Origin of the sequence: Streptomyces globisporus C-1027 (assembly GCF_000261345.2) — a bacterium.
In the GTDB taxonomy this organism is placed as follows: Bacteria; Actinomycetota; Actinomycetes; order Streptomycetales; family Streptomycetaceae; genus Streptomyces; species Streptomyces pakalii.
This window is the reverse complement of record NZ_CP013738.1, coordinates 2,785,815-2,811,553: the sequence shown is the minus strand read 5'-3', so window position 1 is coordinate 2,811,553 and position 25,739 is coordinate 2,785,815. Positions and strand designations below refer to the sequence as shown.

The window sequence follows — 25,739 nt, the reverse complement described above, 5'->3', positions numbered from 1 at the left end:
CACCCTGACCTTCCGGAGAGATCCCATGCGCCATCCTGTCCGCATCCCCGCCCGCACCCTCGCCCTCCCCCTGGCCGCACTCACCGCCCTCACCCTCACCGCCTGCGGCGGCTCCTCCGCCGCGTCCGACGCCACGTCCGTCACCGTCTACAGCGCCGACGGCCTCAAGGGCGAGAACGGCGACGGTTGGTACGACAAGGTCTTCAAGGACTTCGAGAAGCAGACCGGCATCGAGGTGAAGTACGTCGAGGGCGGCTCCGGCGAGATGGTGCAGCGCGCCGCCCGCGAGAAGTCCAACACCCAGGCCGACGTGCTCGTCACCCTCCCGCCCTTCATCCAGCAGGCCGACAAGAAGGGGCTGTTGACCGCGTACGAGCCCAAGGGCTCCGACCAGGTCGACGACGCCGGCCGGGCGCCCGACGGCAAGTGGACCTCCGTGGTGAACAACTACTTCGGCTTCATCCACAACAAGAAGGAGCTGAAGACCCCGACGCGCACCTGGGAGGACCTGCTCGACCCCGCGTACCAGGAGAAGGTCCAGTACTCCACCCCCGGCGTTGCGGGCGACGGCACCGCCGTCCTCATCAAGGCCATGCACGACTTCGGCGGAAAGGAGCCGGCCATGGCCTACCTGAAGAAGCTCCAGACCAACAACGTCGGCCCGTCCGCCTCCACCGGCAAGCTCGCCCCCAAGGTCGACAAGGGCGAACTCCTCGTCGCCAACGGGGACGTCCAGATGAACTTCGCCCAGTCCAAGGACATGCCCAACCTCGCCATCTGGTTCCCCGCCCAGGGCGACGGGAAGCCCACCAGCTTTGCTCTCCCCTACGCGGCCGGGCTCGTCGCGAAGGCGCCGCACAGCGAGAACGGCAAGAAGCTGCTCGACTTCCTGCTCTCCGAGCAGGCCCAGCGCGACGTCAGCGCGGTCGGTGGGGGCTTCGCCGCCCGCAAGGACGTCAAGGCCACCGACGCCAACGCCGTCGAACTGGCCGGACTGATGGAGGGCGTGGAGATCTTCGAGCCCGACTGGGCGGACGTCGGCGCCAACCTGGACACGTACATCGACGCCTGGAAGTCGGCCACCGGAAGCTGACCGGCCACCTTTCGGCCACGGATTCCTGCGATCATCTGGACTCGCCCCGGATATCTCGTGAGAGTAACGGGTCTGGTCCAGAAGGCAGTTCACGTCCCGTCCCCGCTCGGCCCGCCCTCTCCCTGGAGGATCACGTGTCCCTGTCCCGACGCTCCGTACTCGCCACCACCGCCGCCGCGGCCACGGCAGCCGCCGTCGCCCCGCTCGCCACCGCCACCACCGCCCATGCCGCGCCCGCGCTCCCGAACGGCACCAGCAAGGACAAGGTGCTCGTCGTCGGCATGGACGGGCTGCGCCACGACGTCATCGCCGCAGCGAACGCCCCGCACCTCACGTCGATGATGGCGAACGGGACGTACGGCACCTCGCTGCTGTACGCCAACCCGATGGCCGCCACCTCATCGGGCCCCGGCTGGTCGACGATCTCCACCGGCGTCTGGCCCGACAAGCACGGCGTCAAGGAGAACTCCTTCGCCGGGAAGAACTACGCGAAGTACCCCGGCTTCCTCGCCCGCCTCGCCCAGGTCCGCCCCCAGCTCTCCACCTACGCCGCCGTCGACTGGAAGCCCCTGGACGCCCAGGGCACCGTCACCCCGGGCGCCGACGCCAAACTCGTCCTCGACGGCGACCGCGACGGCTACACCGGGCACGACGCCACCATCGCCGCCGAGACCGAGTCGATCCTCCGGAACCAGAACCCGGACGTGCTCTTCGTCTACTTCGGCCAGACCGACATCGCCGGCCACAACTCCGGAGCCGCCAGCGCCGCCTACCGCCAGGCCATCGAGGTCCAGGACGGCCACCTCGGCCGCCTCCTCGCCGCGATCAGGGCCCGGCCCTCCTACGCCACCGAACGCTGGACCGTCATCGTCACCACCGACCACGGCCACACCGACTCCGGCGGCCACGGCGGCAGCGCGATCGAGGAACGGCGCACCTTCGTCCTCGCCCAGGGCCCGGGCATCGCCGCCGGCGCCCGCCCCGCCGACACCCGGCTCGTGGACGTCGCCGCCACCGTGTTCCACCAGCTCGGCATCGTCCCCGACCCGGCCTGGGGCCTGGACGGCAAGCCGATCCAGGAACGCTCCACCGACCCCTTCGAGGCGCTCCACCCCGCGCTGTCCGCCCGCGTCAACGAGACCGGCATCCCGGCGGGCGTCCTCGGCTGGACGCACACCGCGCCCAGCGGCTGGTCCGTCGTGAACTCCGCGATGGGCACCGGAGGCGTCACCGAGTGGCGCGGCTGGACCTTCGCCACCGACGAGTTCTGGAGCCGCAGCCAGCGCGACCAGTCCCGCGAGCTGAACGTCCGCTCGCGCGGGATCTTCGCGGTCGCCGACTCCGACGAGTGGGACGACAAGGCGTCCTCCGGACCGTACGACTCCACGCTCGTCACCCCGGCGTACGCCGTCGCCGGCAAGTCCACCGTGACGCTCGGCCTCACCACCCTCTACCGGCAGGAGGGCAGCCAGAGCGCCCGGATCCTCGCCTCCTGGAACGGCGGCACGCCCGTCGAGGTGAAGCGCTACACCTCCGACGTGATCTCGCAGCCCCAGAGCCTGACCCTGAACGTCCCGTCCGGGGCCGCCAACGTCAGTTTCCGGTTCCACTACACCGGCAGCAACAACTGGTACTGGGTGATCGACGGGGTCAAGGTCACGACCGGCTAATTATGCTGGGGGTGCCGGGACGGCGTGGTCCGGGCACCCCCAGCACGCAGTGCGTACGGCAGGAGTCCCGACACATGGCAGAGCGCAAGCCCATCACTTCCTGGCTCACCGACATGGACGGCGTCCTCATCCACGAGGGCATCCCGATCCCCGGCGCCGATGCCTTCATCAAGCGGTTGCGGGATTCCGGGCTGCCCTTCCTCGTCCTCACCAACAACTCCATCTACACCGCGCGCGACCTGCACGCCCGGCTCCAGCGCATGGGCCTGGACGTGCCCGTGGAGAACATCTGGACCTCCGCGCTCGCCACCGCCCAGTTCCTGGACGACCAGCGCCCCGGCGGCACGGCGTACGTCATCGGCGAGGCCGGCCTCACCACGGCCCTGCACGACATCGGGTACGTCCTCACCGACCACGACCCGGACTACGTGGTGCTCGGCGAGACCCGCACGTACAGCTTCGAGGCGCTCACCAAGGCGATCCGGCTGATCAACGCGGGCGCCCGTTTCATCTGCACCAACCCCGACGAGACCGGCCCGTCCGCCGAGGGCCCGCTGCCCGCCACCGGCTCCGTCGCCGCCCTCATCACGAAGGCCACCGGCAAGGACCCGTACTTCGCGGGCAAGCCCAACCCCCTGATGATGCGGACCGGGCTGAACGCCATCGGTGCGCACTCCGAGACCAGCGCCATGATCGGCGACCGGATGGACACCGACGTCCTGGCGGGCCTGGAAGCGGGCATGCAGACCTTCCTGGTCCTCACCGGGCTCACCACCGTCGCCGACATCGACCGCTACCCGTTCGGCCCGTCCCACGTCGTCGAGTCCATCGCCGACCTGGTCAGCCTCGTCGAGCTGCCGGACCAGGCCGACCAGCCCACCGCGGGAAACCGCGACTGAGCTGCGCCGACCTGCCCTGACCTGCTCTGAACTGCCCTGACCTGCGCGGACCGCATCCGCGGCCGTTCGGGCGCCGGCCTCGGCGTCGCCCGAATGGAGGACTGCGGATGCGGGCCGCCACCGCAGCCGTGAACCTTCCCGTAGGAGGTTCACGATGCGTTCCATTCCCCTCACGTTCTGTGCCGCGGCGGCGGCCGCGCTCATAGCCGTGCCCGCCCCCGTCGCGCTGGCGTCCCCGGCCGCCCCGGCCGGGGACGACGACCGGCGCACCGGCACCGTCTCGATCACCCCGTCCACGATCGCCCCGGGCGGGCAGGTGGAACTGTGGGTCGACGTCTGCGGCAAGGGCCGCCGCGCCAAGGGCAACTCCGACGCCTTCACCTCGGTCGCCCACTTCCGCCCGGCCGACGACAGAGGCCTCTTCGCCGAGGCCCGGATCCGGTCCGACGCCGAACCCCGCTCCTACGACGTCTGGGTGACGTGCGAGGACAGCGCTGGCAAGGCCACCGGCACCCTCACCGTCATCCACCACAACCGGCCCTCGCCCGCCGCACCCGTCAAGGCGGGCGGCGGAGGCACCGCCACTCTCGCCGAACGGTCCGCCGAGGACCAGGGACCCGGCACCCGGCACGCGGTGATCGGCCTGGTGCTCGCCGCCGTCGCGGCCGTCGCCGTCGCCCTGCGCACCTCGCGCCGGCGCCGCGAAGCGGCCGGCAGCTGACATGGGAGCCCCGGACCGCCCGGCAGGCAACGGGCGACTGCTCACCGGAGTGACCTGGGCCGTGCTGCTGCTCGGCCTGTGGCTCTGGGGCAAGGAGGCCGGCGGCGGGTTCGGCGGACTGTCGGGCCCCACCACCGGCGACGTGGCCGCGGTCGGCCGCCCCTTCGGGGCTTCGCTGCCCCCGGCCCACGACCCGCTCGACGGGGCTGCCCCCGAGCGCGTCGAGGTCCCCTCCGTCGGCATCGAGGCCCCCGTCGTCGCACGCGGCCTCGACCCCGACGGGGCCATCGACCCGCCCCCGTACGGGATGCCGAAGACCGCCGGGTGGTACGGCGACGGCACCCAGCCCGGGGCGAAGGGCACGGCCCTGTTCGTCGGCCATGTCGACACCGACACCAAGCCCGCCGTCTTCTACGGGCTCAGCGCGGTGAAGCCGGGCGCCCGCATCGAGGTCACCCGGACCGACGGCAGCGTCGCGGAGTTCACCGTGGACGACGTCCAGCTCGTCACCCGGACACGCTTCGACGCGCAGAAGGCGTACGGGCCCCGCGAGGACGGCCGGGCCGAACTGCGGCTGATCACCTGCGGCGGGACGTACGACCACAAGACCCGCTCCTACACGGCGAACGTGGTCGTCTCCGCCTACCTCACCGGCGCGAAGGGCGCGCCGGCCGGGGACGGCGGGGAGCGCGCGCAGGCGGTGGCCCAGGGCCGCGGTTGACCGCCGGACCACAGGGAACACGCACACAGGCTCAACCCGGCCCGGCAGGCCGCCTCTCACGGGGCGCGCCCGCCGGGCCGGTCCTCGACCGCGTGCGCCCGGCCGCGGGAGTCGCCCGGCGCGGTACGGGAGGTCGGTGCGGTGGGAAAGGCTCCGGTCCTCGCCACTGTAGGGGGACCGGCCGGGCGGATGACCGGCTTTCGAACAGGATGTCCGGAACCGGTGCCCGGGCGTGCGCGTTGTACGGGTGCAGGCGTGGAGGCCCGGCCGCTGTGCCAGGATGGATCGGACCGGCAGCACATCGGTGCAACCAATGACGAACAGTGCAGGCAGTGCACCCAAGGGGGAGTGGATGTACGGCAGTTACACCGGCCGGTCCCGGACGCGCAGGCGCGTGGCGGGCCTGCGGACGACCGGTACGGCGGCGGCGCTCGGGGCGGCCCTGCTGCTGGCGGGCTGCTCCGGCGACGGGGACGGCGGCGACAAGAAGAGCGCGCCCACCGTCGAACAGCAGCCCAAGGACAAGGACCCGTACTGGGTCAACCCCGACGGCAACGCGGCCCGCCAGGTCGCCGCGTACACCGAAGACGGCGACGACGAGAAGGCGGCGCTGATCCGGAAGATCGCGCAGCAGCCGGTCGGCGAGTGGGTCACCCCGGACAACCCGGAGTCCCAGGTGCGGGGTATCACCGAGGCCGCCGCCGCTGCCGACCGGGACGCCCTCCTCGTCCTGTACAACGTCCCCCACCGCGACTGCGGCCAGTTCTCCAAGGGCGGCGCCGCCGACGGCAACGCCTACCGCGCCTGGCTGGACGGGGTCGCCAAGGGCATCGGGGACCGCAGCGCCACCGTGATCCTGGAGCCGGACGCCCTGCTCCACCTGGTCGACGGCTGCACGCCCCAGGAGTTCCACGAGGAGCGCTACGACCTCCTCAAGGGCGCCATCGAGCGGCTGAAGCAGCAGCCCGCCACCAAGGTCTACCTGGACGCGGGCAACGCCGGCTGGCAGTCGCCCGACGCCCTGTACCAGCCGCTCCAGCGGGCCGGGATCGCCGAGGCCGACGGCTTCTCGCTCAACGTCTCCAACTTCCAGACGACGGCCGTCTCCACGGAGTTCGGCAAGAAGCTGTCGGAGAAGATCGGCAACAAGCCCTTCGTCATCGACACCAGCCGCAACGGCAACGGCCCCTACACGGGCGGCGACCCCGCCGAGAGCTGGTGCAACCCCCCGGGCCGCGCCCTGGGCGAGGCCCCGACCACGCAGACCGGCGACGAGCTGGTCGACGCCTATCTGTGGATCAAGCGCCCCGGCGAGTCCGACGGCGACTGCAAGGGCGGCCCGAAGGCCGGCGACTGGTGGCCGGAGTACGCCCTGGGCCTGGCCGGCGCCACGAAGTAGCGGAAGAACGGCGGAAGAACGGGCGAAGACGACCGAAGGCCGCACACCGGAGCCCCGATCTCCCGGTGTGCGGCCTTCGCCGTGCGTAAGCCCTACTCGGGCACCTCCACCCACATGCCCTCGGACGGGGTGCCCTGGTCGTCGGTGGCGAACAGCATGTACCAGCCGGCCGGGACCAGCGCCGGGTTGTCCGGCACCGTGACGGTGATCCCGTCCTTTGACTTCTCCATCTCCAGTGCGATGGTGCGCTGGTCGGTGTCGGTGACATGGGTGACCGCCGAGGGCCGCATCAGCTTCGCCGAGGTGATCTTCGAGGCGTGCTGTGTGGTGAACAGGCCGGTCCCGCCGCGCTCGATCTTCTTCGGCCCGGCCGTCAGCTCCGGCCGGGAGTCCCGGTAGAGGTAGGGCGGGGTGTAGATCTCGATGCGCTGCTCGAAGACGCCGGGCCGGGTGTTGGCCTTGTCGGAGAAGAGCGAGTCCGAGCCGAAGATCATGACCCGGCCGTCCGGCAGCAGCACCGAACCCGAGTGGTAGTTCCGGCCGACCGCCGGGTCCGCTACCTGTCTGTACGTGTCGTTCTTCGCGTCGTACAGCCGGGCCTGGAGCACGTCCGAGCCGCCGCGCCCCCGGTAGTCGCTGGAGCCGCCGGTGACCAGCAGCGAGTCGTCGGGCAGCAGGGAGGCGCTGGGGTAGCGGGTTCCCTCGGAGAGGGACGCGCCGTCGGTGAACTCCGGGTTCTTCTGCTGGAGGTCGACCAGTCGGGACTTCTCGCTGGCCTTCTCCGACTCGCCGACGCCGCCCCCGCCGATCACCATGAACTTCTCGTCCTGGGCCGGGGGCAGCCGCACGGTGGCCGAGGTCTCCATCTGGTCAGGGTCGCTGAGTCCGGGGATCTTCTTGAACTTGTTCGTCGACAGGTCCCAGACGCCCGGGTCGCGGCCCACGTCCGCCGGACCGTATCCGGCGTTGGAGCCGGAGTAGAACAGCTTGCCGTCGTTCAGCAGGAAGACCGCCGGATAGGTGGGGAACTTCCGGACGATGCCGGTGTACTCCCACTCCTTGGTCGCCGGGTCGTAGATCTCGTCCTTGCCGGGGACGATCTGCCCGATCTCGTCCAGACCCGACAGGGCGAGGACCTTGCCGTCCTCCAGCGTCGTCAGGGTCGGGTACCAGCGGGCCTCGTTCATCGGGTCGACGGGTATGTACTTCTCCGCGACCGGGTCGAACTCGAAGGCCTCCCTGATCCCCTGGAAGTCCTTCTTGTCCAGGGCGAGCTTCTGCGCGATGCCGTAGACGTTGCGGGTGTCCGAGCCGGAGAGGCCCGCCACCCGGTAGTTGTCCTCGGTGCCGGTCTCGTACTTCTTGCCGGTCTTCTGCGCCTCGACGTAGATCCGGCCGAGGCCGGGGTCGTTGCGCAGGAACGCGCCGGTCTGCTTGTCGAAGACCTTGGTGGCCTTCTCGACCAGGACCGGGTCCTTCGAGACGAACGTCTTGCCGTTCTTCTTGCCGGTGAACCGGGTGCCGGCCGGCAGGGTGATCGGCTTGTCCGGGTTCTCGTTGTGGACGATCATCAGGCCGCCGGCCTTGGTGACATCGCCCTGGAGCTTCTCGTACCGCTTGGTGCCGCCGGCTATGAGGAGCTTGCCGTCGGGCAGTTGCGTGTGCCCGGCGCAGAACATGTCCTTGGGGGTGGGGATGTCCTTGAAGACGTTCGTCTTCGGGTCCCACAGCACCGAGCGGAAGCTCTTCGCGTCGAAGTTCTTCTGGTTGTTCCCGGAGCCCGCGACGAGCAGCACCTTGCCGGTGTGCAGCAGCGCCGCGTGGATCGTGTTGATCCGGTGCTCGGAGGGCACGTCCAGGAAGTCCCAGTGGCCGTTGGCCGCCTTGTACTCCGGCTGGTTGATCTTGTACTCGTGGTAGCGCTCGGTGCTGAAACGGTACAGCCACGGCCCGTTCGCCCCCGCGAGCGCGAGAACCACCGCCGTACTGATCGCCAGGCGGCGCGTACGGCGGCTCGGACGGTACTTCATTTCTTACGTCCCCCAAGGGCGATCTGAGCGATCTGCATGGTCTGGTCGTTGCCCGGTGCACCGGGCAGGGGCTGGGGCCTCGGCTCGGGGGCCGGCCCGCCGCTGCGGTGCGATCCGCCGCCCGACCGGCGCTTCTTCTTCTCGGCCCGGATCGTGTACCGCCAGCCGATGATCGGCGCGGCGGTGATCAGCAGCGCCAGCGTGGCCCAGGTGACCATCGCGGGGTGGCTGTGTCCGAGGAAGAAGGAGGAGATCATCGAGGCGCCGAAGACGACGATGAAGAACAGGTGGATGCGGAAGGTGCCGAAGAGGGTGTCCGGGCTGGACGAGTCGCCCTTGGGGGTCACCACGAACGAGCTCTTGCGGCGCAGCACCGCGTCCATCAGCGAGCGTGCGTAGATCGGCGCGGAGAGCGCGGACATCACCATGCCGGCCAGACCGCCGGAGCCCTCGGGCTCGTGCGGCGAGACGTTGTGGCGGCGGTTCCAGATGTACAGGCCGATCTGGAGCGCGGAGGCGTTGCCGTACAGCATCATCCAGATCGTCGGGTCGATCTGGACACCGGAGGCGCCCATGCCGAGGAAGAGCGCGCAGCTGAGCGCCGCGAGGATCCAGTTCAGCGCCGACATCGGATAGAAGATGATCATCATCGTGTAGTTGAAGAGCTTGCCGGGCGGCATGGTCCCGAAGCCCTTCCAGAACTGCCCGATGATCGTCTCGTACGTCCCCCTCGACCAGCGCAGCTGCTGGGTGAAGAAGTCCGTCCACGCGGTCGGGCCCTCGCCGACGGCCAGCACGTCCGGGGTGTAGACCGAGCGCCACTTCTTCCCCGTGGCGGGGTTGCGGTGGCGGTGGATCTCGAAGCCGGTGGCCATGTCCTCGGTGATCGAGTCGTACAGACCGCCGATCTGCTTCAGCGCCGAGATGCGGACCGCGTTGCTGGTGCCGACGAACATGGGGGCGCCGTAGCGGTTGCCCGCGCGCTGGATGAGCGCGTGGAAGAGGAACTGCTGGGACTCGGCGGCCTTGGTGACGAAGGTGTCGTAGTTGCCGTAGACCTGCGGGCCGATGACGAAGCCGACGTCCGGGTCGCGGAAGTAGCCGAGCATCCGCTCCAGGTAGTTCGCCATCGGGATGTGGTCGGTGTCGACCGAGGCGAAGAAGTCGTAGTCGCCGCCGTGCGCGTCCAGCCAGGCGTTGTAGTTGCCGTGCTTGGTCTTGGCGCGGTGCGGGCCCTTGGCCTGGTTCCAGTGGGCGACGCCCTTGCGGGAGAAGTGGTGCACACCGAGCCGGGCGCAGACCTCCTTGACCGCCGGGTCGTCGCCCTCGTCCAGCAGCCAGACGTGCATCAGACCGCGGTGGCGGATCCTGACGGCCGCCTCCAGCGTCTTCGTCACCATCTCCAGCGGTTCCTTGCCGGGGACGAAGGAGGTGAGGAAGGCGACCCGGGTGCCGCTCTCCGGGACCACGGGGACCGGGTCGCGGGCGACGAGGGTGGCGTGCGCGTTGGAGAGGACGTTCATCGTGCGGAACAGCTCGATCAGACCGATCGAGACGAGCATGATCACGTCGAGAACGAGCAGGAGGTCGTTGTCGAGGTTCGGATCACGGTCGGTCCAGTGGCTCGGCTGCATCAGCCAGGCGAAGAGACCGAGCGAGACGAGGGGAGCCGCGCCGAGCAGGAGCGCCGCGCGCACGCGGTGCGGTTCCTGCGATATGAGCGAGCGGTACTGGACCTTGTACGGCTTGCCCGCGGGGGGCTGCGTCAGCGGTCCGGCGAGCCGGCTGTAGTGCTCGTAGTCGTAGCGGGGCAGCTCTTTCTTGGCACGCCGCCGCGCCGCGCCTGCCCTCGGCAGTATCCGGAGCTGCGTCGTCCGGGAAGCGTCGTTCTCCTGCCGGTCGCCTGGCGGCGTCGACGTCATGGGTACATCCCCCCGCACGCATGGTGGTGCGTGACTGTTCGGTCTCTCTCGTCGTGCGCGGTCGGCTCCGTTCTTCACCGGGCGCGCACACGGTGGCAAGCCACCGTCCCCACAGACATGGATGGGCAGCCTTCCGGTTGCATGATGCCCTCTCGGTGTCCGCCCCCGAGCGGGACCCCCACCCCGCGGAACGGATAACCGGAACGTCACGCTCTGCTGTGCCAACTGTATGGATCAGCAGCCCCCTTGGGGCCGACGGCCCCCAGACAGATTGTCCGACACCGAAGGCGATCGCAAGGGTGAAACGGACTGTTTGCCGGTCATACGCACGATTTGAACCCAGGTTGTGGAGAGGGTGTGACGAAGCGCGGATGCGCGCTCGCGCCCCCGGGTGTCACCGGATGCCGGACGGGGAATGATCAAAGCCCCCTCACGGAACGTGAGAGGGCTTTGACTGTGCGTGCGCCGTCAGGGACTCGAACCCCGGACCCGCTGATTAAGAGTCAGCTGCTCTAACCAACTGAGCTAACGGCGCCTGCTGACCTGGAGAACTCTACCGGACGCGCCGGGGTGCTCCGAACCATTTACCGGCCGCCACGCCCCGTCGGATAGTCGTTTTTTTCCTTTGTTCCGTCAAAATGCGATATGTCAGGAGAGTTAAGACGCCGACGTCCGTTGCGGCTGCGCCCAAAGATCTTGACGAATGACGAGTGCGGAGGGGAATCGCATGTCTGTTCCGGTCTTCGAGGAGTACGAACCCGCCATCGACTGCGGATGCGCGGGGTGCGCTGTGCGGCGGCGCTCCGCCGCACGGGCCCTGCCGGTGCGGCGCGGCGGCCATCCCGCCGCGCACGGCGCACGGCGCGCCCTGGTGCTGGCCACGGCCGCCGGGGTGGTCCTCTCCTGCGGGGCCGCGGGCGCGGCGGCCGCCGCGGGTCACGCCCCCGGGGTCCCGCGCGCCGACGACGGAGCGGACCCGGAGCCGTCCGCCGCCCACCCGCAGGGCGAGAAGGGACCGCTGCGGGGCACCGGCGCCTCGGGCCCGCCGTCGGCCGGAGCGGCGGCGCCCAGGACGACCCGGTCCGCCATCCTCGACCGGGCGCAGCGGTGGGTGAGCGCGAAGGTCCCGTACAGCATGGAGAAGTACTGGTCCGACGGGTACCGCCAGGACTGCTCCGGCTTCGTGTCGATGGCCTGGAACCTCGGCACCAACGAGTGGACCGGCAGCCTCGCCGCGTACGGCACCCGGATCGCCCGCGCCGACCTCCAGCCCGGCGACATCCTCCTCTTCCACAACCCGGCCGACCCGGCCAAGGGCTCGCACGTCACGATCTTCGGCGGCTGGGCGAACTCCGCGCGCACCCAGTACGTCGCCTACGAGCAGGCGCGCCCGCAGACCCGGAAGCAGACGACGCCCCTGGCGTACTGGAACAACTCCGACCGTTACGTCGCCTACCGCTACAAGGGGGTCACCGGCGGATCGCCCGGCTCCGGGTCCTCCACCGCCTTCCCCGGGGCCAAGCAGTTCGGCCCCGGCGCGAACAACAAGTACGTCACCCAGCTCGGCCAGATGCTGGTGCAGCGGGGCGGCAAGCGGTTCTACGCGGTCGGCCCCGGGCCCGTGTGGGGAACGGCGGACAAGCGTGCGACCCAGGCGTTCCAGCAGGCCCAGGGCTGGAAGGGCAAGGAGGCCGACGGCCTGCCCGGCCCGCACACCTGGCGACTGCTGACCTCCGGCGGCGGCCGCGACATTCCGGCCGCCGGAGCGGGCGGCAGCCCGAATACGGCGGTCGCGTTCCCCGGACGCGGCTATTTCAAGCCGGGTCAGTCCAACAGCCATGTCGACCGGCTCGGCAAACAGTTGGTGAAGAAGGGATACGGCAAGCACTACGTGTCGGGCCCCAGCCCGCTCTGGACCGAGGCCGACCGCCGGAACGTCGAGGCGTTCCAGCGGGCCCAGGGCTGGCGCGGCGGTGCGGCCGACGGTTATCCGGGGCCGGAGACCTGGCGCCGGCTCTTCGCGTGACGCCCACGCACGACGTGACGGAAAGGAACAGGGAACCGGTGACCACCGACAACGACCACACCCCCCACACCCCGGACAACCTGGACGACCAGCTCCCCCCGTCCCTCTTCGCCCCACCGGGCAGGGGGACGCCGCCGCCGCTGTTCGGCCCGGTGCCCCCACGGCGGGACGCCGAGCCCGGTCCCGCGCTCTCGGAGGGGGGTGGCGGGGGCGGCACCCCGCCGCCGCTGTTCCGCCCGGTGACCGACGGGACCCCGCCGCCGGAGGCGGAGCCTGCGCCCGCGCCGGCGAGGCGTGGCGCGGGCAGCACCCCGCCCCCGCTGTTCCGCCCGGTGACCGACCGGACCCCGCCGCCGGACGCCGAGCCTGTACGTGGGCCGGGGGGCGAGCCTACGCGTGGGCCGGGGGGCGACCCTGCGCGTGGGCCGGGGGGCGACCCTGCGCGTGGGCCGGGCGCCGACCCTGCGCGTGGGCCGGGCGCCGACCCTGCTCGGGTGCCGGGGGGCGAGCCCGTGCGAGTGCCGGGGGGTGGCAAGGCGTCGCCCCCCGGGGGCGACAAGGCTCCGTCCGCGCCGCCCCGGACCATCGCCCCGGAGTCCCCGGACGTGAGCCTGCACCTGGAGCCGGTCCCGGACCGCCCCGCTCCTGACCTCCTTGCCCCGGAGGGGCCGGCCGCCGGCCGCCCGGCCTCCACCCCCGGGCGCCCGGCCGCTGACGGGCCGGCCCCCGCATCCGAGCGCCCCGGCGCCGAAGGCCGTGGCTCCGGCTCCGGCCGTCCGGCCCCCGATGGGCCCGCTCCCCTCTCTGCGCGCCCCGGCGCCGACGGGCCGGCCCCGGCCTCTGCCCGCTCGGCCGCTGATGTCCGTGGTCCGGTCCCGGCCCGCGCCGCCGCTGACGGCCCGGCCTCCACCCTTGCGAGCTCGGCCGCCGATGGCCGTGGCTCCGGCCGTCCGTCCGCCGACGGTCGTGGCTCCGCCTCTGGCCGCCCGGCCACCGACGGCCCCGCCTCCCCCCGCCCCGCCGCTGATGGCCCGGCCCGCACCCCCGCGAGCCCGGCCACCGACGGCCCCGCCCCCGCCCGCCCCGCCCCCCTCGACGGGAACCTCCATCTCAAGCCCGTCCGGCGTCTGAGGACGGAACCCTCGGCGGAGTGGACCCCGCATCCCTCCTACGGGGCCGAGCCCGAAAGCCCCAAGCGTGAGAGCCGGGGCGACGCAGGGCCCGACACCGAGCTGGACCTCGTCCTCGACCTGGCCCCCGGCGACCGGGCCGCCTCGGCCACCTTCTCCGTGCCCGCGCCCACGGCCGCCCCGGCCGCCGCCACCGCCTCGGCGACCGCGACCACCGCTACCTCCCCGAACCCGGGCCGCCGCCAGTCCGTCATCGCCAACGAGACCACCGCCTCCATCCCCGTACACCTCCTCTTCCGGGACGACCAGGAGCCGGCCGACGGCACGGCGGCGCTGCCCGGGCCCGGGGCCGTCGTCCACCGGCCCGCCGGGGACCGCGCACCCGCCACCCGGCGGCCCCCCGTGCCGCGCTCGCCGCAGGCGCGGGTACGGCCCTCCACCCGGCCCGCCCCGGTCGCCGACCCCCGTCTCTCCGAGCGGCCCGGACCCGCCCTGTCCGGCTACGCCGCCCTCCTCGCCGGGGCCGCCGGAACCGCGGGCGCGCTGGCCGTCCTGTGGTGGCGCGGCGTGCTGCCCGCCGGCTGGCAGAGCGCCGTCGGCCTCACCCCCCGGCCCGACCTCGGCATCGGCGTCGGCGCCTGGGCCGCCCTCGCCCTCCTCGCCACCGCCGTGCTCCTCGCGCTCGGCGGCCTCGGCCGGGGCCGGGTCGGATACGCGTGGGTGCTGACGCTGTTCGGCGACTACCGGGGCAGCGTCCGCCGCACCGGCCTCGTCTGGGTCTCACCCCTCCTGCTGCGCCGCCGCGTCGACGTACGCCTGCGGCACTGGCGCAGCGAACCGCTGCCCGCCGTCGACGCGAACGGCACCGCCCTGCGCGTGGTCGTCCTCGTGGTGTGGCGGATCGAGGACACCGTCCGGGCCGTCCTCGGCATCGAGGACCACGAGGCGTACCTGAGCGCCCAGGTCGAGGCCGCGATGGCCCGGGTCCTCTCGCAGCTGCCCGCCGACGCGTTCCACGAGGACGCCCCGACCCTGCGCGACGCGGAGGCGGTCGGCGACGCCCTGACCCGGATGCTGAAGGCGGACTGCGAACCGGTCGGCGTCGAGGTGTACTCCGCGCAGCCGACCGGCATCGAGTACGCCCCCGAGGTCGCCGCGGCCATGCAGCGGCGGCGGATCGCCGCGATCGACTCCAAGCACCGCGACAGCGTGCTCACCTCCGTGGTGGACGCGGTCGACGACACCGTCAACCGGCTCACCACGCGCGGCATCGTCGAGCTCGACGACTACGAACGCAAGGCGCTCGTCAAGGACTTGACGGTTGCCTTCTACACCGGCCGCAGCGGGGGAGGGGACGGGGCCTGAGGGCCTGGGGGAGGTTCCGGGGCGGCCCGGGAGGGCCGCCGGAATACGACGCTCATTGGTCTGGACATGTTCACGTCGCGTCAATAATCTAAGACTTGGTCTAGACCGCAGCACCGCGTCACGCACAGCACTCCGTACCAAGCGCGCAGCAGTCGAGCAATGCTCATGGAACCTCCCCCACGTTCTAGAGGAGCGACAGCCCATGCGGAAAAAGGCAAGCGCGGCCGTGATCGGCCTGGCGATAGCGGGCGTTTCGGTGCTCGCGACCAACACCGCCAGCAGCCACGGCTACACGGACTCCCCGATCAGCCGTCAGAAGCTCTGTGCCAACGGCACGGTGAGCGGCTGCGGCAACATCCAGTGGGAGCCGCAGAGCGTCGAGGGCCCCAAGGGCTTCCCGGCGGCAGGACCGGCGGACGGCAAGATCTGCTCCGGCGGCAACGGGCAGTTCGCCCAGCTCGACGACCCCAGAGGCGGCAACTGGCCCGCCACGCAGGTCACCGGCGGACAGGGCTACAGCTTCCGCTGGCAGTTCACCGCCCGCCACTCCACCAGCGACTTCCGCTACTACATCACCAAGAACGGCTGGGACTCCACCAAGCCGCTCACCCGGGCCGCACTCGAATCGCAGCCCTTCATGACCGTGCCCTACGGCAACCAGCAGCCGCCGGCCACCCTGACCCACCAGGGCACGATCCCCACCCAGAAGACCGGCAAGCACATCATCCTCGCCGTGTGGAACGTCGCGGACACCACCAACGCGTTCTACGCCTGCTCCGACGTTAAGTTCTGACGCTTCATCAGTTATCGTGCGGCGCCATGAGGAGTACCGGCACCGTCGCGGAGCTCGTACGACGTCAATGGGGTGACCACCGGCCCGCCCTGAAGCACGGCCCCACCGTGCTCAGTCATCACCAGGTGGTCGAGGGCGCCGCCGCACGGGCGGCGCTCCTCGCGGATCTGCTGCCACGCGGCGGCGAACCGCATCTCGGCGTACTGCTCGACAACACCCCTGAGTTCCCGCTGTGGCTCAGCGCGGCGGCCCTGGCCGGGGCCGCCGTCGCGGGGATCAACCCCACCCGGCGCGGCCCCGAGCTGGCCCGCGACATCCTGCACATCGAAGCCCCCCTCCTGATCACCGAGCGCGCCCACCTGCCGCTCCTCGACGGTCTGGAGCTGCCCGGCGTGCGGGTCCTGGTCACCGACACCGAGGCGTACGCCGCCCTGCTCGCCCCGTACGCGGGCGCACGCCCCGGCGACGCCCGGCTCGCCCCCGTCGGCCCCGGCAGCCGCATGCTGCTCTACTTCACCTCCGGCTCCACCGGCGCGCCCAAGGCCGCGATCTGCACCCAGGGCCGGCTCGCCGGAGCGGGCGCCTCCCTCGCCGGGCACTTCGGCGTCAGGCCCTCCGACACCCACTACATCTGCATGCCGATGTTCCACGGCAACGCCGTCCTCGCCGACTGGGCCCCCGCCCTCGCCGCCGGGGCCGCCATAGCGCTCCGCCCCCGCTTCTCCGCCTCCGCCTTCCTCGACGACGTACGCGGCTACGGGGCGACGTACTTCACCTACGTGGGGCGCGCCGTGCAGTACCTGCTGGCCACCCCCGAGCGCCCCGACGACCGGGACCACCCGCTGCGCCTGGGCTTCGGCACCGAGGCCGGGGCGGTGGACGCGGCCCGGTTCCGGGAGCGGTTCGGGGTGCGGCTGGTGGAGGGGTACGGCTCCTCCGAGGGCGGCGCGGCGATCCAGCACACCCCGGGCACCCCGCCGGGCGCGATCGGCCGGGCCGCCCCGGGCGACGACCTCGCCGTCGTCGACCCGGAGAGCGGCGAGGAACGGCCCCCGGCCCGGTTCGGCCCGGGCGGGCGGCTGCTCAACGGGGACGAGGCCATCGGCGAGCTGGTCAACCGGGGCCCGACACCCTTCGAGGGCTACTGGCGCAACCCGGCGGCGGACGCGGAACGGGCCCGGCGCGGCTGGTACTGGACCGGGGACCTCTTCTACCGGGACGCCGAGGGCTTCCTCCACTTCGCGGGCCGCGCCGACGACCGGCTCCGCGTCGACAGTGAGAACCTGGCCGCCGCGACGATCGAGAACATCCTGGCCCGCTGGGAGGACGCGGCTGCCGTCGCCGTTCACGCCGTCCCGGACCCGGTCACCGGCGACCAGGTGATGGCCGCCCTCGCGCTCCGGGCGGGCGCGGCCTTCGACCCGGCGGCCTTCGCCGCGTTCCTGCGCGCCCAGCCGGACCTGGGGACGAAGATGGCGCCCCGGTTCATCCGGATCCTCGACCGGATGCCGGTCACCGCGACGAACAAGATCCACCGGGTGGCCCTGCGCCGGGAGGGCTTCCGCTGCCCGGACCCGGTCTGGTGGGACCGGGACGGCGACGGGACGTATGTGCCGCTGGACGCGGCGGGGCTCGCGGCCCTGCTGGAGCAGTACGAGGAGCACGGCAGGGCGCTGTGAGCCGTACCCCGGAAAAGCGACGTGGCGGCCTTCGCGAAGAAGACCGCCACCCCGTGTCGTGCGCCGTCAGGGACTCGAACCCCGGACCCGCTGATTAAGAGTCAGCTGCTCTAACCAACTGAGCTAACGGCGCCTGCTGACTCGAAAATAATACCTGGTCCGGAGGGGTGCTGATGACCAGCCCGTCCGGGGCCCCTCCGGCCGCTACAGCGCCAGCGACAGCAGGACCGGCGCCGCCCGGCGGCTCAGCGTCTCGGCCGCCGACCGCAGGCGGTGCGCGTCCTCGATCGGCAGCGACAGGGCAAGGCAGCCCGCGGCGGCGCCGGCCGTCAGCGGTACGGCCGCGCAGACGGTGCCCACCGCGTACTCCTGGAGATCCAGCACCGGGACCGTGGCGGACTGGGCGTCCAGCTGGGAGAAGAGGATCTTCTCGTCGGTGATCGTCCGCGAGGTGAGCCGGGCCGTCCGGTGCCGGGAGATGTGGTCGCGCCGCCCGTCGTGGTCGAGCTGGGCCAGCAGGCACTTGCCGACCGCGCTGGCGTGCGCCGAGGAGCGGAAGTCCACCCACTCGTTGACCGCGGGGGTGAGCGGTCCGTCCGCGACCTGGGTCACGCTGACCTCGCCGTCCACATACCGGCTGAGGTAGACGGCCGCGCCGACGGAGTCGCGCAGCTCGGACAGGGTGAGCTGGAGGCGGTCCTCCAGGGCCTGGCGGCGGGCCGCCCCGGAGCCGAGCAGCAGCAGGGATGCGCCGATGACGTACGCGCCGTCGCTGACCTGCTCCACATAGCCCTCGCGGCGCAGGGTGAGCAGGAGGGAGGCGAGGTGGCCGGTCGGCAGTCCCGTCTCGCGGGAGATCTGGGCATCGGTCACCCCGTTGCCGTGCTTGGAGACCGATTCGAGCACGCGCAGGGCGTACTGCACCGAGTGGAACGGCGCCGTCGGCTCGGGCTTCAACGCCACGGTGTCCCCCTACCAGGTTGTGACCGCAAGCTTTCGCCCCACGATAGCCGTCGGAAGGCCCCCGCGGGGCGGCAGTTGACGAGTCAGTAGGGGCGCCCCGGAGCTGTCATCTGGGGCGCACCCGTCTGGCATATGCCACTGTCATGGGCGGCATGTCAACTGCGAGGTCACAGCACCGCGTTGAGGAACTCGCGCGTACGTTCGTGCGAGGGATCCGAGAAGATTTTTTCCGGGGATCCGGACTCCACGACCCGTCCCGCGTCGAACATCAGGACCTTCTCCGAGACGTCCCGGGCGAAGTTCATCTCGTGGGTGACGCAGAGCATGGTGATGTCGGTGTTGCGGGCGATGTCGCCGAGCAGCTCCAGCACCCCGGCCACCAGCTCCGGGTCGAGCGCGGAGGTCACCTCGTCCAGGAGCAGGATCTCCGGCTCCATCGCCAGCGCCCGCGCGATCGCCACCCGCTGCTGCTGGCCGCCGGAGAGCTGTGAGGGGTGGGCGTCGACCTTCGCCGAGAGCCCGACCAGGTCGAGCAGCTCCCGGGCCCGGGTCTCCGCCGCCTCGCGGCTCTGGCCGAGCACGCTGACCGGGGCCTCGGTGATGTTCTCGATCACCTTCATGTTCGGGAAGAGGTTGAACTGCTGGAAGACCATCCCGATCTTCTTCCGGGACGCGCGCAGCTGCTTCTCGCCCGCCGGCTTCAGCGAACCGTCCGGCGTGCGTAGGTGGGTCAGCGGGGCGCCGTCGACCCAGATCACCCCGCCGCTGACCTTCTCCAGCGTCATCAGCAGCCGCAGGATCGTGGTCTTGCCCGAACCGCTGGGCCCGATCAGGGTGACGTGCTCGCCGCGGTCCACGGTGAAGTCCAGCTCGTCCAGGACCACATGGTCGCCGTAGCGCTTGACCACCTTGTCGAACCGGACCAGCGGCTCGCCCGTACGGGCCGTGGCGGGGGCGGCGTCCTCGGGAGCGGCGGCCGGCCCGGGCGAATCCGTCTTCTGCAGGGGGAGGGGTTCAGTGGCCAAGGCGCTTCTCCAGCTTTCTCATCAACAGCGACGTGGGGTAGCTCGCGACCAGGAAGATCAGGCCGGCGAGGGTGAACACCTCGGTGTACGCGAAGTTGTCGGCCCCGTACTTCCGGGCCTCGAAGACCATCTCCTGCACCGTGATCACGGCGAGGAACGGTGTCTCCTTGAACATCGAGATCGCGTAGTTCCCGAGCGCGGGCAGCACATTGCGCACCGCCTGCGGCAGGATCACGGCCTGCCAGGTCCGCCGGGGCGACAGCGACAGCGCGCGGCACGCCTCCCACTGGCCCTTCGGCACCCCGTCGATCCCGGCCCGGTAGACCTCGGAGGTGTACGCGGCGTAGTGGATCCCCAGCACCGCGATGCCGATGTACAGCGGCTCCACCGTGTTGAACAGGGCCGCCGCGCCGACCAGTTGCACGAGCAGCGGGGTGGAGCGGACGAACTCCGTGACGAGGCGCACCGGGACGGTCACGAACCGGCTGGGCGCCCGCCCGGCCATCGCGACGACCAGCCCCAGCACGGCCGCCACCAGGGTGCCCAGGACGGTCGCGAGCAGGGTGATCTTGAACCCGTTCAGCAGGTCGGGCAGGGACTCCCTGACGGCATTCCAGTCGAAACCGTTCACCGGGCACCTCCCACGGCGGCGGTGGACGCACTGCGGCTCTTGAACAGGCTCTTCGCGCCGGTGTCCAGGCCGAGCCGCCGCTTGGCGCTCCGCTCCAGCAGATTCATCAGCATCGTCAGGGCGTACGCCAGCACGAAGTAGACGGCCAGCAAGGTCAGGTAGGCGGTCACCGTCTCACCGGTGCGGTCGCGCAGCTGCTGGACCACCGTCATCAGATCGGCGGCCGAGAGCAGCCACAGCAGCGGGGTCGCCTTCAGCAGCTGGATCAGCAGGTTGGTGAAGCTCGGGATCATCTGCACCCAGGCCTGCGGCAGGATCACCTTCCACAGCCGCCTGGTGGGGCTCAGGTTGAGGGCGATCGCCGCCTCGTACTGGCCGCGCGGTACGGAGTTGATGGCACCCCGCACCACTTCGACCCCGTACGCGCCGAAGTTGAGGCCGAAGGCGACCACCCCGCAGATCAGCGGCTCCATTTCGTAGCCGGTCAGCAGCGGCATCGCGTAGTAGAGCCAGAACAGCTGGACGTAGAGCGAGGTGCCCCGGAAGAACTCCACGACCACCCGGGAGAACCCGCGCGCCAGAAGCAGCCGGCTGCCCGCCATCAGGCCCAGCGCGAACGCCAGCACCCCGGCCAGCAGCGCGCCCAGGACCGTGGCCTGGAGCGTCACCCACAGGCCCGAGCGGACGCGGGGGAACTCCTCGACGAGGAGGGAGAAGAAGTCACTCATGCGCGCGCGCCCGCCCGCCCCGTCAGCCCTTGCACAGATCCGCCGTCTTCAGGTCCTCCGGCGGGATCTCCGACTCCCCGAAGCCGTACGGCTCCAGCAGCTGCACATAGCGCGAGCGGTCGGAGACGATCTTCTTCAGCTCACGGTTGAAGGAGTCCCGCAGATCCTCGTTGCCCTTGCGGAACACCGCGCCCCCCGGCGAGAACTGCGCGTTGCCGTCGATCTGGGGCACGAACGGCTCGGTGACCTCGGTGTCCGGGTTGGTCTTCGCCAGCCAGCGCAGCGAGATACCGGTGAGCAGGAAGGCGTCGATCCGGCCGCCCTTGACGGCGTCCGCCCCGTCCTGCGGCTTCTGCAGCGTCTTGATCTTGCCCTCGGCGATGCCCGCGCCCTTGGCGTAACTCCCCTCGACCGCACCGGACATCACGCCGATGGTGACCCCTGCCTCCTTCGCGGAGGCCAGGTCGGTGAGCTTCTTCGGGTTGCCCTTCTTCACCATCAGCGCGGTCGGCGAGATGAACTCCGGCTCGGAGAAGATCGCGTTGCCGCAGCGCTCCGGGGTGATGGCCATGCCCGCGCTGACCACGTCGTACTTGCCGGCCTGGAGCCCCGGGATCAGCCCGTCCCACTCGGAGAGCGTCGGCTTCAGCTCGTCCACCCCGAGCGCCTTGAAGATCTCCCGGTGCAGCGTCGGGGCCTCGCCCTTGAGTTCCTTGCCCTCCAGGTAGCCGTACGGGGCCTCATTCGCGTACGCCACCCGCACGAAGCCCTGCTTGCGGAGCTTCTCCAGAGCACCCTCGCCCGTCGCGGAGCCGGCGTCGGTCTTGCTGCACGCGGTGAGGAGGCCGGGCACGACGAGGAGGCCGCCCACGGCCGCCGTTCCGTTGAGGAAACCCCGGCGGGACAGGTTCGGGAATTCAGCCATGGTTCGCAATCTCCTGGAGGTCGAACAGTCCGGACAGGGTGAGCGCCTGCCCGATCCCGTACGTCTATGCGGGTAGCCGGAGGCATGTAACCCAACAGTGGCCGGAAGGTGACCTTCCCGTGCCCGAACAGGGCGGAGGGCGACCAGGGATGCCCGGGGCGTGTTCCCCCGTCACGGAGAATTCATGACTCCATGTCAGTCATTTCTGTGATCAGCTGGCGCCATGGTTGCCCTATGGACAAGCGTCGTGGCGGTCGGGGGCACGCTCCTGGGGGCCGTGCTCACGTACCTCTTCCAACGCCTCACCGCCGCGCGCACGGAGAGGTTCTCCCGGTCGGAGGCGCTCCGGCAGGAACGCACCGCCACCTACAGCTCGTTCGCCGCCGCGGCGGAGGAGTACCGGCACGGGCAGGCGGGCCGCTGGTACCGCATGCGGCAGAGCCCTGGCTCCGAAGCGTTCGTCGAGGCGCGCGACGAGGCCCACCGCCTGCGCACCGCCACCCGGCAGGTGCTCTACCGGGTCAAACTGCTCACCGACGACCCTGAAGTGGTCGCCGCCGCGGAAGAGGCCTACCGGTGCACGCGGGACGTCTCGACCGCCCAGGACCGGGACGAGCACGAGACGCTGGACGCCGCGGCGAGGGAGGCCATCGAGGCGTTCGTCGTCCGGGCCGCGCCGCTCACCCGTTGAGGTCGCCGGGCTCGCCGGTCCCGTCGAGTCCGTCGAGGTCGGCGGAGGGGACGTAACCGCGTTCCTTGTCGACGACGTTGGGCAACGCCTCGCCCCGCGCCCATCGTTCGTACAGCGCGACGAACTGCTCGCCCAGCCGGTCGCGCCACCCCGCCGTGTCCCCGCTCAGGTGCGGTGAGACCAGCAGCCCCGGTACGTCCCACAACGGGCTGTCCGCGCCCAGTGGTTCGTTCTCGAACACATCGAGCGCCGCGCCCGCGAACCAGCGGCGGTTCAACGCGTCCACCAGGTCGGCCTGCACCACGCTCGCCCCGCGCCCCACGTTGATGAACCGCGCCGACGGCTGGAGCAGACCGAAGAAGCGGGAGTCGAACATCCCGCGCGTCGCGTCGGTCAGCGGGGCCGCCGCGATCACCCAGTCCGCCCGCGCCGCCAGCCGGTCCAGATCCTCCGCCCCGTGGATGGTGCGCCGGGCGGTCCGCCCCACCAGGGCCACCGTGACCCCCAGACCGTGCAGGAGCCGGGTGATCTCCCGGCCGATGGGGCCCGCGCCGACGACCACCGCCCGCGCCCCGGCGACCCGCTGCCCCTCGCGGTGGTGCCAGCGCCGCTCCCGTTGCAGCTCCAGGGTGCCGGGGAGGTCCTTGGCCATTGCCAGCACCAGCCCCGCCACGTACTCCGCGACCGGCCGTTCGAAGACACCCCGCGCGTTGGTCAGGACGGTGTCGGAGGCGACCAGCTCCGGGCAGAGCAGCCGGTCCACGCCCGCGCTCGCCGTGTGCACCCAGCGCGGCCGCCGCCCGGGGCCCGGCCAGGCGTCCCGTACGGCGTCCGACGCGAAGTCCCACACCAGCAGCACATCGGCGGCCGGCAGCCGCTCGGCGAGCGTGGCGGCGTCCGCGTACCGCACCTCCACCCGGCCGGTGAGCCGGCCGAGCCGCGGGGAGGGCTCGGCGTCGAGGACGAGCAGGACGGGATCCGGCATGGGTGGTCGGCCCTCCGCGACGGAACGGACAAGATCGACCGCCCACGCTCGCAGCCGGTCATCGCCGCGTCAACGACGCCCGGCCGCGCGCCCCGGCGACCGCCCGGGGGAATACTGGGAACAAGCCGGGGCAAGAGTGACCGGTCGCGCGGTCACGGCCGCCGGAGCGTCCGGAAGGCGCCGCGGCCCCGTGACGGGCCGCCCGCCGCGATCCCGTGAGGGGATCCGACGGCCGCGCGGCGAGCCGTCGACGCACAAGGAAGGGTGGACATGACGACCGTAGGACTTCTCTACCCGGGCCACGCCGCCGAGGACGACTTCCCACGGACCGAGATCCTGCTCGACACCGACATCCGGCTGCCCCTGTTCTCCACCGAGACCGGCGAGGACGTCTACCGCGCCGACGCGCTGCGCGAGCAGGGCGACCCCGACCGGATCGCCGAGGGCGTCGAGGAGCTGCGCCTCGCCGGGGCCGAGGCGCTGATCTGGGCCTCCAGCGGCGGCAGCTTCGGGCTGGGCTGGGAGGGCGCCCACGAGCAGATCGCCACGCTCGCCCGGGCGGCCGGACTGCCCGCCTCCAGCACCTCCATCGGCTTCGGCCACGCGGTACGGGAGCTGGGCGCCCGCCGGGTCGCCGTCGCCGCGCCCTATCCGGACGACGTCACCGGGCTCTTCGCCGACTTCCTGGCGTCGGCGGGCGTCGAGGTGGTGGCCGCCGCGTCCGGCGGGGCCGCCTCGTCGGCCGAGGCCGGATCCTGGGGCCCGGACGAGGTGAAGCGGCTGGTGCGCGAGGCGGACCACCCGGACGCCGAGGTGGTGCTGGTCCCGGACACCTCCCTGCACACCACCGCGTTCATCCCCGAGCTGGAGGAGCTGCTCGGCAAGCCCGTGCTCACCGCCAACCAGGTCACCGTCTGGGAGGGGCTGCGCCTCGCCGACCGCCGGACCTGGGCGCCCACGCTCGGCACCCTGTTCGCCAGCCGCGAGCCGGTGCTGGGGAAGCTGGAGCCGAAGGGCATCGAGGTACGGGAGTAGCGCGCGGCCCGCGACCTGGTCCGCCGGGAGCCTGCCGAGCCGGCCCGGACCCGTCGGGACCATCGTCCGGGAATAAAACGGAGTCGCCCTCCTGTTGTCCCTCCGATACGCAGACGTACGACAGCAGCACCGGGAGAGGCCGACACGTGGACGACATCCGAGGCGACGAGACCAGCGGCGACACGAGCGGCCGGGCGGCCGACGGCGACGGGATCCGGGGCGCCGCAGCCGGGACGGGCACCGTTCCGCTGTCCGTCCTCGACCTGGTCACCGTGGGGCAGGGCCGCACCGCGACCCAGGCCCTGCGCACGAGTGTGGAGATCGCGAAGCTCACCGAGAGCCGCGGCTTCCACCGCTTCTGGGTCGCCGAGCACCACTCCATGCCCGGGGTCGCCTCGTCCTCCCCGGCCGTGATCCTCGCGCACATCGCCGCCCACACCGAGCGCATCCGCCTCGGCTCCGGCGGGGTCATGCTGCCCAACCACGCCCCGCTGGTGATCGCCGAGCAGTTCGGCACCCTGGAGGCGATGGCCCCGGGCCGCGTCGACCTCGGCCTCGGCCGCGCCCCCGGCACGGACGGCGCGACGGCGGCGGCGCTGCGGCGCAGCGACCGGCTGAACGAGGGCGCGGACGACTTCCCGCAGCAGCTCATGGAGCTGATCCGCTTCCTGGACGACGACTTCCCGGACGGCCACCCGTACGCCCGGATCCATGCCGTACCGGGCCCGGTGCAGGCGACGTCGCCCGGCGGGGTGCAGTCCGCCCACCGGCCGCCCGTCTGGCTCCTGGGCTCCTCCGGCTTCAGCGCGCGGCTGGCCGGGACGCTGGGGCTGCCGTTCGCCTTCGCGCACCACTTCTCGGCGCAGAACACCATCCCGGCGCTCGACCTGTACCGCGAGTCCTTCCGGCCCTCCGCCGTGCTGGACGCCCCGTACGCCCTGATCGGGGTCTCGGCGCTGGCCGCCGACGACGAGCGCGAGGCCCGCCGCCAGGTGCTCACCGGGGCCCTGTCCATGGTCCGGCTGCGCACCGGCCGCCCCGGGCTGATCCCGAGCCCTCAGGAGGCCGAGGCGTACGACTTCTCCCCGATGGAGCGGGAGTTCGTCGACGGCTGGCTCGCCAACGTCATCCACGGCACCGCCGACGAGGTGCGCACCGGCCTGGACGACCTGGCCAAGCGCACCGGCGCCGACGAGCTGATGATCACCGCCAACGCGCACGGCGGGGACGCCCGGCTGCGCAGCTACGGCCTGATCGCGGACGCGTACGGCCTGCCGACCGCTCCGTAGACCGTGCGGGGTCCCGGGC

General features: G+C 71.7%; 21 protein-coding genes and 2 tRNA genes. 13 read left to right on the top strand and 10 right to left on the bottom strand.

Going from position 1 to position 25,739, the window contains the following annotated elements:
* Positions 1 to 25 precede the first annotated feature (25 nt).
* The 6 genes from WQO_RS12060 (at position 26) to WQO_RS12035 (ending at position 6,503) form a co-directional block, all read left to right on the top strand.
* Positions 26 to 1,093: a 2-aminoethylphosphonate ABC transporter substrate-binding protein gene (locus WQO_RS12060; RefSeq protein ID WP_010062778.1), complete on the top strand. Its 1,068-nt coding sequence runs from the start codon at positions 26 to 28 to the stop codon at positions 1,091 to 1,093.
* A 134-nt stretch (positions 1,094 to 1,227) separates the two neighbouring features.
* The gene (locus WQO_RS12055) at positions 1,228 to 2,763 is read left to right on the top strand and encodes an alkaline phosphatase family protein (RefSeq protein WP_010062780.1); all 1,536 of its coding nucleotides are present in this window, start codon (positions 1,228 to 1,230) and stop codon (positions 2,761 to 2,763) included.
* A gap of 74 nt (positions 2,764 to 2,837) precedes the next feature.
* On the top strand, positions 2,838 to 3,662 hold the full coding sequence (locus WQO_RS12050) for an HAD-IIA family hydrolase (RefSeq protein ID WP_010062781.1): 825 nt from the start codon (positions 2,838 to 2,840) through the stop codon (positions 3,660 to 3,662).
* Positions 3,663 to 3,816: 154 nt separating this feature from the next.
* A complete protein-coding gene (locus tag WQO_RS12045; RefSeq protein ID WP_010062782.1) occupies positions 3,817 to 4,383 on the top strand; it encodes a hypothetical protein in 567 nt (188 codons plus the stop codon).
* Between the two features lies 1 nt (position 4,384).
* Positions 4,385 to 5,104: a class F sortase gene (locus WQO_RS12040; protein WP_010062783.1), complete on the top strand. Its 720-nt coding sequence runs from the start codon at positions 4,385 to 4,387 to the stop codon at positions 5,102 to 5,104.
* Between the two features lie 352 nt (positions 5,105 to 5,456).
* Positions 5,457 to 6,503, top strand: coding sequence for a glycoside hydrolase family 6 protein (locus tag WQO_RS12035; protein ID WP_010062784.1), 1,047 nt, complete (start codon positions 5,457 to 5,459; stop codon positions 6,501 to 6,503).
* Positions 6,504 to 6,595: 92 nt separating this feature from the next.
* Here WQO_RS12035 and glxA read toward each other — a convergent pair whose 3' ends face one another.
* The 3 genes from glxA to WQO_RS12020 all read right to left on the bottom strand — a co-directional run bounded on the left by glxA (position 6,596) and on the right by WQO_RS12020 (position 10,990).
* Positions 6,596 to 8,533, bottom strand: coding sequence for a radical copper oxidase GlxA (gene glxA / locus WQO_RS12030; protein WP_010062785.1), 1,938 nt, complete (start codon positions 8,531 to 8,533; stop codon positions 6,596 to 6,598).
* Positions 8,530 to 10,455 (bottom strand): glycosyltransferase family 2 protein, encoded by a 1,926-nt coding sequence (locus tag WQO_RS12025; RefSeq protein WP_010062786.1) that lies wholly within the window; start codon positions 10,453 to 10,455, stop codon positions 8,530 to 8,532. Before WQO_RS12025 ends, glxA begins: the two co-directional genes overlap by 4 nt.
* 461 nt (positions 10,456 to 10,916) lie before the next feature.
* Positions 10,917 to 10,990, bottom strand: a tRNA-Lys gene (locus WQO_RS12020).
* A gap of 192 nt (positions 10,991 to 11,182) precedes the next feature.
* Between WQO_RS12020 and WQO_RS12015 the strand changes: the two genes are divergently transcribed.
* From WQO_RS12015 to WQO_RS12000, 4 genes are all read left to right on the top strand, one after another.
* Positions 11,183 to 12,481 (top strand): peptidoglycan-binding protein, encoded by a 1,299-nt coding sequence (locus tag WQO_RS12015; protein ID WP_058953962.1) that lies wholly within the window; start codon positions 11,183 to 11,185, stop codon positions 12,479 to 12,481.
* Between the two features lie 605 nt (positions 12,482 to 13,086).
* Complete coding sequence (locus tag WQO_RS36750; RefSeq protein WP_418082099.1) at positions 13,087 to 14,976, top strand: SPFH domain-containing protein; 1,890 nt, start codon at positions 13,087 to 13,089, stop codon at positions 14,974 to 14,976.
* A 202-nt stretch (positions 14,977 to 15,178) separates the two neighbouring features.
* Positions 15,179 to 15,769: a lytic polysaccharide monooxygenase auxiliary activity family 9 protein gene (locus WQO_RS12005; RefSeq protein WP_010062790.1), complete on the top strand. Its 591-nt coding sequence runs from the start codon at positions 15,179 to 15,181 to the stop codon at positions 15,767 to 15,769.
* Between the two features lie 26 nt (positions 15,770 to 15,795).
* A complete protein-coding gene (locus tag WQO_RS12000; RefSeq protein ID WP_029182513.1) occupies positions 15,796 to 17,448 on the top strand; it encodes an AMP-binding protein in 1,653 nt (550 codons plus the stop codon).
* 59 nt (positions 17,449 to 17,507) lie between these two features.
* Here WQO_RS12000 and WQO_RS11995 read toward each other — a convergent pair.
* From WQO_RS11995 to ehuB, 6 genes are all read right to left on the bottom strand, one after another.
* Positions 17,508 to 17,581 (bottom strand) — tRNA-Lys (locus WQO_RS11995).
* A gap of 71 nt (positions 17,582 to 17,652) precedes the next feature.
* A complete protein-coding gene (locus tag WQO_RS11990) occupies positions 17,653 to 18,411 on the bottom strand; it encodes an IclR family transcriptional regulator (RefSeq protein ID WP_010062792.1) in 759 nt (252 codons plus the stop codon).
* 167 nt (positions 18,412 to 18,578) lie between these two features.
* A complete protein-coding gene (gene ehuA, locus WQO_RS11985; protein ID WP_010062793.1) occupies positions 18,579 to 19,436 on the bottom strand; it encodes an ectoine/hydroxyectoine ABC transporter ATP-binding protein EhuA in 858 nt (285 codons plus the stop codon).
* Positions 19,426 to 20,067: an ectoine/hydroxyectoine ABC transporter permease subunit EhuD gene (ehuD, locus tag WQO_RS11980; RefSeq protein WP_010062794.1), complete on the bottom strand. Its 642-nt coding sequence runs from the start codon at positions 20,065 to 20,067 to the stop codon at positions 19,426 to 19,428. Before ehuD ends, ehuA begins: the two co-directional genes overlap by 11 nt.
* Positions 20,064 to 20,795 carry an ectoine/hydroxyectoine ABC transporter permease subunit EhuC gene (ehuC, locus tag WQO_RS11975; RefSeq protein ID WP_010062796.1) on the bottom strand — a complete coding sequence of 244 codons (732 nt, stop codon included), beginning with the start codon at positions 20,793 to 20,795 and terminating at the stop codon, positions 20,064 to 20,066. The genes ehuD and ehuC overlap by 4 nt, the downstream gene beginning before the upstream one ends.
* Positions 20,796 to 20,817: 22 nt before the next feature.
* The gene (gene ehuB, locus WQO_RS11970) at positions 20,818 to 21,720 is read right to left on the bottom strand and encodes an ectoine/hydroxyectoine ABC transporter substrate-binding protein EhuB (RefSeq protein WP_010062798.1); all 903 of its coding nucleotides are present in this window, start codon (positions 21,718 to 21,720) and stop codon (positions 20,818 to 20,820) included.
* 223 nt (positions 21,721 to 21,943) lie between these two features.
* On the opposite strand from ehuB, the gene WQO_RS11965 reads away from it, so the two are divergent.
* Entirely contained in the window at positions 21,944 to 22,411 is a 468-nt protein-coding gene (locus tag WQO_RS11965) for a hypothetical protein (RefSeq protein WP_029182514.1), read from the top strand.
* Here WQO_RS11965 and WQO_RS11960 read toward each other — a convergent pair.
* The gene (locus WQO_RS11960) at positions 22,401 to 23,396 is read right to left on the bottom strand and encodes a D-2-hydroxyacid dehydrogenase (RefSeq protein WP_058953960.1); all 996 of its coding nucleotides are present in this window, start codon (positions 23,394 to 23,396) and stop codon (positions 22,401 to 22,403) included. The genes WQO_RS11965 and WQO_RS11960 overlap by 11 nt on opposite strands.
* A gap of 270 nt (positions 23,397 to 23,666) precedes the next feature.
* On the opposite strand from WQO_RS11960, the gene WQO_RS11955 reads away from it, so the two are divergent.
* Together WQO_RS11955 and WQO_RS11950 are read left to right on the top strand one after the other, a co-directional pair.
* Entirely contained in the window at positions 23,667 to 24,431 is a 765-nt protein-coding gene (locus WQO_RS11955; protein ID WP_010062801.1) for a maleate cis-trans isomerase family protein, read from the top strand.
* A gap of 146 nt (positions 24,432 to 24,577) precedes the next feature.
* The gene (locus tag WQO_RS11950) at positions 24,578 to 25,720 is read left to right on the top strand and encodes an LLM class flavin-dependent oxidoreductase (protein ID WP_010062802.1); all 1,143 of its coding nucleotides are present in this window, start codon (positions 24,578 to 24,580) and stop codon (positions 25,718 to 25,720) included.
* The last annotated feature ends 19 nt before the right edge of the window (positions 25,721 to 25,739 follow it).